The sequence below is a fragment of the Streptomyces sp. genome, from assembly GCF_036524955.1.
GTDB lineage: Bacteria > Actinomycetota > Actinomycetes > Streptomycetales > Streptomycetaceae > Actinacidiphila.
In genome coordinates, this window is sequence record NZ_DATDBG010000023.1 from 1 (window position 1) to 2,022 (window position 2,022).

A 2,022-nucleotide genomic window follows, 5' to 3' on the forward strand; every position below is an offset into this window, starting at 1 on the left:
CTGCACCCCGGTCTTCTCCAGGAAGTCCTGCAGCGCGAGGCAGTTCATCACCGTGCCGAGCATGCCCATGTAGTCGGCCCGGTCGCGGTCCATGCCGCGCTGCTGGAGCTCGGCACCGCGGAAGAAGTTGCCGCCGCCGACCACGATGGCGACCTGGGTGCCACCCGCCACCACGGTGGCGATCTGCTGAGCCAGGCCACCGACCACGTCGGGATCCACCCCGACGCGGCCGCCGCCGAACACCTCTCCGGAGAGCTTGAGCAGGACGCGTTTGTACGGACTGGTCACAAGTTCTCCTGGAGAGAGGTGTCGGAAGCGGGCCTCGAGGTCACTCAGGCAGCGGCTTCGAAGCGGACGAACCGGGTGACCTTGACCCCGGCCTTGTCCAGGAGGGTAGCCACCGGCGTCTTGTTGTCGGTCACCGACGGCTGGTTGAGCAGGCAGACGTCCTTCAGGAACGCGTTCACCCGACCCTCCACGATCATCGGGACGGCACGCTCGGGCTTGCCCTCCTCCTTCGCCGTGGCCTCGGCGATCCGTCGCTCGTTCTCGAGCAGATCGGCCGGGACCTCCTCCGGCGCCAGGTACTGCGGCTTCATGGCCGCGACCTGCATGGCCGCGGTCCGGGCCGCCGCGGAGTCCTCACCCTCGTACTGCACGACCACACCCACCTGCGGGGGGAGGTCGGACGCGCGCTTGTGCAGGTAAACGGCGGTCTGCCCGTCGAAGTACGCGGCGTTGGCGATCTCCAGCTTCTCCCCGATGGTGATCGACAGGTCGCTGATCGCCTCGGCCACGGTCTTGCCCGACGCCAGCGTGGCCGCGTTGGCGGCCTCGACCGAATCGGCCTTGGCTGCGGCGACGGCCTTGACCACGTCGTCGGCCAACGCCTGGAACTCGGCGTTCTTGGCCACGAAGTCGGTCTCGGCGCCCAGCTGGACCAGCGCGCCCTCGGCGAACACGACCAGCCCGTTGCTGGCCGAGCGCTCCGCGCCCCGCTTGGCCGCCTTGGCCTGCCCCGAGATCCGGAGCAGCTCGGTGGCCTTGGCGAAGTCACCGTCGGCCTCGGTCAGCGCCTTCTTGGCATCCATCATCCCGGCGCCCGTGGCGTCGCGGAGCTTCTTCACATCGGTCGCGGCGAATCCCGCCATCAGATCTCGTTCCTCGTCAGTTCGTGGGTGAGCAGTGTGTGGTGGTGTGCAGCCTGGTGGTCAGCGGCGCCCGGTCGCAGGACCGAGCACCACTGACGACGCGGATCAGGCTTCGTTGCGGTGCTCGCCCTGCTCGGTGGGCAGGGCGTCGGCGTCGGCCTCGGCCGCAACCACGGCCGGGACCTCGTCGGCGGGCACCGGAGCGGCATCGGGAGCCGCGGCCAGGGCCTCGGCCTCCTCGGCGACGGTCTGAACCTCGGGCACACCCTCCGCCGGGGCGACCTCGTCAGCGACCGGAGCGGTGTCCTCGGCCGCCGGAGCGGCCTCCTCGCTGGCGGCCGCGGAGGCGTCTTCCTGGGCACCGAGCAGCTCCCGCTCCCAGTCGGGCATCGGCTCGGACGCGGCACCGGCCTCACCTGTGCTCTGGCCGCCGGAGCGGGACATCAGGCCGTCGGCGACGGCGTCGGCGATCACCCGGGTCAGCAACGAGACGGAGCGGATCGCGTCGTCGTTGCCCGGAACGGCGAAGTCGACCTCGTCGGGATCGCAGTTGGTGTCCAGGATGCCGATGACGGGGATCCGCAGCTTGCGGGCCTCGTCGACGGCCAGGTGCTCTTTCTTGGTGTCGACGATCCAGACCGCCTGCGGGGTGCGGGGCATGTCCCGGATCCCACCGAGGGTCTTCTCCAGCTTGTCCTTCTCCCGGCGGAGACCGAGGAGCTCCTTCTTCGTCAGGCCCGAAGCCGCGACGTCGTCGAAGTCCATGCCCTCCAGCTCCTTGAGGCGCTGGATCCGCTTGATGATGGTGCCGAAGTTGGTCAGCATGCCGCCCAGCCAGCGCTGGTTCACGAAGGGCATGCCCACGCGGGTG

2 protein-coding genes and 1 pseudogene are annotated in these 2,022 nt (G+C 69.8%); all 3 read right to left on the bottom strand.

Going from position 1 to position 2,022, the window contains the following annotated elements:
• Positions 1-288, bottom strand: a pseudogene (pyrH, locus tag VIW71_RS02050) (UMP kinase); the annotation flags it as partial.
• Between the two features lie 44 nt (positions 289-332).
• Entirely contained in the window at positions 333-1,151 is an 819-nt protein-coding gene (gene tsf, locus VIW71_RS02055; RefSeq protein WP_331620099.1) for a translation elongation factor Ts, read from the bottom strand.
• A gap of 105 nt (positions 1,152-1,256) precedes the next feature.
• A partial coding sequence (rpsB, locus tag VIW71_RS02060; protein WP_331620101.1) for a 30S ribosomal protein S2 occupies positions 1,257-2,022 on the bottom strand: 766 nt, incomplete at its 5' end.